Annotated in this window: 7 protein-coding genes and 1 pseudogene; all 8 read left to right on the forward strand. The window is 32.5% G+C overall.

Annotation, left to right across the window (positions count from 1 at the left end):
* Positions 1 to 348, forward strand: a pseudogene (locus ACZBKJ_RS09635) (hypothetical protein); the annotation flags it as partial.
* 4 nt (positions 349 to 352) lie between these two features.
* Complete coding sequence (locus tag ACZBKJ_RS09640) at positions 353 to 964, forward strand: hypothetical protein (RefSeq protein ID WP_463200871.1); 612 nt, start codon at positions 353 to 355, stop codon at positions 962 to 964.
* The gene (locus ACZBKJ_RS09645; protein ID WP_463200872.1) at positions 961 to 1,392 is read left to right on the forward strand and encodes a hypothetical protein; all 432 of its coding nucleotides are present in this window, start codon (positions 961 to 963) and stop codon (positions 1,390 to 1,392) included. The genes ACZBKJ_RS09640 and ACZBKJ_RS09645 overlap by 4 nt, the downstream gene beginning before the upstream one ends.
* Before the next feature lie 43 nt (positions 1,393 to 1,435).
* Positions 1,436 to 1,882, forward strand: coding sequence for a hypothetical protein (locus ACZBKJ_RS09650; protein ID WP_463200873.1), 447 nt, complete (start codon positions 1,436 to 1,438; stop codon positions 1,880 to 1,882).
* Positions 1,883 to 2,069: 187 nt separating this feature from the next.
* On the forward strand, positions 2,070 to 3,098 hold the full coding sequence (locus ACZBKJ_RS09655; RefSeq protein ID WP_463200874.1) for a hypothetical protein: 1,029 nt from the start codon (positions 2,070 to 2,072) through the stop codon (positions 3,096 to 3,098).
* Positions 3,099 to 3,103: 5 nt separating this feature from the next.
* Entirely contained in the window at positions 3,104 to 3,568 is a 465-nt protein-coding gene (locus ACZBKJ_RS09660) for a hypothetical protein (RefSeq protein ID WP_463200875.1), read from the forward strand.
* Between the two features lie 86 nt (positions 3,569 to 3,654).
* On the forward strand, positions 3,655 to 4,005 hold the full coding sequence (locus tag ACZBKJ_RS09665; protein ID WP_463200876.1) for an SMI1/KNR4 family protein: 351 nt from the start codon (positions 3,655 to 3,657) through the stop codon (positions 4,003 to 4,005).
* 196 nt (positions 4,006 to 4,201) lie between these two features.
* A partial coding sequence (locus ACZBKJ_RS09670) for an SMI1/KNR4 family protein (RefSeq protein WP_463200877.1) occupies positions 4,202 to 4,536 on the forward strand: 335 nt, incomplete at its 3' end.

The raw sequence follows: 4,536 nt of genomic DNA on the forward strand, positions 1-4,536 counted from the left end.
GCCATTCCAAAGATTGATGAGTATCTGGCAGAACAAGGCTTTGACAAACAAACCAGAGACATCACCTTACTTGCTCTATCAGCAGGCATTGGTGCGACTGTTGGCGGTAATACTGCAAGTACTGTGAATAATGTTGGGCAGGTTGAGTGGAATTATTTGACGTATGTATCCCTGGAACAATTTAGAAAAGGGCAACTAACCATGAAAGAAGCAGAACAGTTGAGTGAGCGCCTTGATAAAGAGACGCAGAGACTATGCTCAAATAATCCAACTAGTGATGCGTGTCGTGCAGCCATATCAAGTCAAATTCAATATATTGCAATGCAAGACGCTTGGTCAGTTATGTGAAACGATGTTTCGCGAACCTCCAAACAAACATTTGATTATTTATACAATACTCCTAATGCAAACACAAGATTTGTTACTTATTAATACTATTGATAATAGAGCGAATTTCTTTGCCGCAAGCAATCAGTATGAGAAAAATTTAGGTGTGGGCGCTAGATGGTTTGGTGGAGCTGATGAAGTTTCTCGTAGTTGTATAACAGGACTGGGTGCAGATGGTTGTGCATCGTATATAACATTTGGAGCTGGAAAAATTTTAGGTAATCCAGATTTATACGCTTGGCGAAAAGAGGCTGGAGATACTTTAATCATTCAAGGTTTTAATAATTTTAGACATTTGTACAATAATAGGCCAAATGCAATGCAATGGGATATTAAGCAATTGCGTGATGAGCAAACAGTATTACAGCCAATTCATGAAAAGTATCTATCCGATGCAAATTTATTTAGATGGTTTTCCAACCAAATGACGGATAGTGAAAATCGTAAATACACAGGAAAGCTTATTAAAGAAGAGCAAGCCCAACCTGGTGGAATAGATATACTGGATAAAAGTTCAAGAATTAGATATGGTTGCAAGCTTCTAGGCTATACTGAACAACAGGGGTGTAAGCCATGAGAAGAAAAAATTATTTTTACATTCTTTTGGAAATTATGGTAGGGTTTTCCATTTGTTACTCCACTTGCATTCTGCCATTTTTTTACTTAATGTATCCAAAATTTTTTGATATTTTTGGTACGGAATTTATTTTGCATTTAAAAGCATTGATGGCTTTTCTAATTATAATGCTGATATTTTTATTTCCAGTTTTTATTTTGCTTGCGCTGGTCAGATTATTAATAACTAATAAAATAAGTTATCTTATTAATTTTGTATTATTTGAATTTTATGGTTATTTTTTATTTGGTTATCCAAATACTAATTACTTCAATGGATCATTATTATATGTATTACAGGCACAGTATTTTATATATTCTATTCCGATGACAGTTATTTTTTTATTGATTGCATTTATAATTGATGTTAATTATATGGGTATAGAGTGAAGTAACGGATATCTAAACAATAAGAATAACAAGGGTGTAAGCCATGAGGACTGAAGGTTTATTTTTTAAAACATTGTTTTTTGTCTTTGCAAGTTTTTATATTGTATCTTATTTTATTTTTTTAATATTAGTAATATGTATAAAAATCGGAGAATATAGCACTACTAACTTTATTGAATCCATGAAAATTATGGCATTTGTGCCATTTTTACTTGGTTTTGTTGCTACTATATTTTTTTCCCCAGTCTTGTTGCTTATATGTTTTATTCAGTGGGGAATAATGAATAAATGGTTAAAAAATGTGATATCATTTGCACTGATGATAGTCTATGGATTTTGCCTTATTTTCATTATATTTTCAGATAGCTACAATAAACCCTGGAATCATCCATTATTCGAAATTTTCGATTATTTTCTCTTATCAGTACCAGCAACATTAATATTTTTAATAATATTGTTTTATCTTACAAAACGTTCTATTCGCCCATAGGTTCGATTAAAAGAGGAACGGTATCCGTCATAGGTAGTGAAGCTGCTGCCCTGACCTATTTGAGTTCTTATGTGGTAAAGATTCAAAAGAACTCACCCAAGATGAAAAAGACACCATCACCAACATCATCACCCTAGCCACAGCATCTACTGCTTATGCCATCACTGATGGCGATGTTACAGGTAGTGTGAGTGCAGCTGAGGTGGGGAATAACACATTAAAGAACAGTGATACTGACGAATTATTAAGACAAATAGCCTACGCTAGAAGGCATTATGATGGTGTCAAACTTGATGAAGAGATGCGCAGAATTAGAGCTCTTGCAGGAAAATTAGCTCAAGACAACTTTAAGGAGATTCAAGCCTGTCAAAATAACCCCACGCCAGATTGTATAAATAAAATCAAAGCCGAATACAAAGATGTAAATTTTGCTGGATTGCAAGATGCTTATCGTGAATATCAAGGCACTCACACCATTTTAAATGGATATGCATATTGCAATAATTCAGTAGTTTCCTGTGCAGATTCTGGCTTTGCCGATTGCATCGTTCGTAAGGATGGTGAACGAGTCATGCAAGAAGGTGCCTATGCAGCAATTGGAGGAGTAAGAGCGGGTCGTAACCAAGTAACAGCGCCAACAAATAAACCTTCAACCAATGTTGGTAATCAGGCTTCTAAGGGTTCAAAAGATCTTAATGTTGGGAATAATAATATCAATTATGAAAAATCATTGCATGATAAGATAAATGATAAATTGCCAATAAAAATTAGTGGGAAATTTAAACCTCAGGAGGAAAAAGATGCTATAAGATTTGCTCAACAACAAGGTGGAGGAAGTTTTAAGTTTTCAGATAATAAGAATCAGCAAGGTATAGAAGGGGTTTTTGTTGGTAAAACAGGTGTTGAGTATCCTGTATCTTTAAAAAGACTGACCACCACTAACACTAAGAAGGTTCAAACAAAAATTGCTGAAAATGCTCAGCAAATTTATAGAGCTGAAAATTTACCTAAGGGCAATCCACACAAGTTACCATCGGGAACGTTGGAAAAGACAACAATTCATGTCAGATTGACAAACATTACAAAAGAGCAAATGATAAGTGATTTAAATTCTTATCCCATCAATGGAATTAGCACAAGATTTGATAAAATTATTTTGGACACTAATAATGGTAGAATTGTTATTAATAGAGGCAAAATATCGGAGGTGAAATAAGTTTTATGATAGAGATAGTGCCACAGAATATTGACAAACTTTCAATAAGTAGTATAGAAAAAATATATGGTTCAAAAATTAAGTTATTCAATAATGATATTGAAATAAATAATTTAAAAAATATTCATGAAGATGAATTTTATATAATGTATTCATATAGTAAAGATGTTATTTGTAGTTTATATTTAGATAAATTTCAATGTCAATATATGAATGGGTTTAAATATTTGTCTGATGAAAATATTTTTGCCTTAGATATTAATAAAATATTACATAAATGGAATTTTCTTAATTTATTAAGAATACATATCAATTCAGAAAATACTATTGATATAGACAAAGATAAAAACCTTTTGAAGATGATATATGCATTTACTATATCTGTTGAAGGATATATTCATGTGACAGAATTTATACCAAACATACAGTCTGGTTTATATCCTGTTGATGAGTGGGTTAATTTTCTATAGGTTTGAACTAAAAAGAAATAAAACATTACTATATTGCATTTCGCATTGAACACGGTTCAATAGGTACAAAAACCTAGGAGTGATTTATGAACAATTTAATCCAAACCCTATTATCCATCAAAAGTCCTTATGATAGTTTTATTGACAGACCTGAGTTGATAGAAGGCTATACCGAAGATGAGATTAAACAAATTGAACTAAAGTATGATTTTCCAATCCACGGTCAATTTAAAGAATTGCTAATGACGATGGGTAAGTGTTCGGGTGGGATATTGCGTGGAGATGATATATACATATATAGAGAGACAAGAGATGAGTATGACTTTTCTGATGCCATGAGACAAGAGATACACGAAGACCTAGACTGCCAAGAGTTTATTAAAAATATGGGTAATATTAACCTAGTAGAAAAAAATACTTTGCTTTTGCAGGCATAAATGAGCATAGATTTCAGTATTTTATGCTTCTTGCAAATCAAGATGACACTATCTATGAATGGGATACTGATGAAGATACTGTTAGGGAATTTGGCACCCTATTTGATTTTTTAAAATATTATCGTCAAATCATATTCTCACGAATTACTGGAAAGGAACATAACTATTTTAAAGAATTAACCACAGGTAGATTATTATGAACAATTTAATCCAAACCCTATTAAGCATTAAAAACCCACGCAATAATTTCATCGAACGCCCTGAGCTTATTCAGGGCTATACCGAAGATGAAATCAAACAAATTGAACAAAAATACAATATACCCATTCACGGTCAATTTAAAGAGCTACTGATGACGATGGGTAAGTGTTCTGGTGGGATATTATGTGGAGATGATATATACATATATAGAAATACAAGAAAAGAGTATTATTTTTCTCAAAGCTTTGCCAAAGATGTACAGCAGGATATACAGGATGATCCAGATAGCCGAGAATTTGTTAAAAAAATGAGCAATATCAACCTAGTAGA

The sequence above is a fragment of the Moraxella sp. I5G genome (assembly GCF_055193055.1).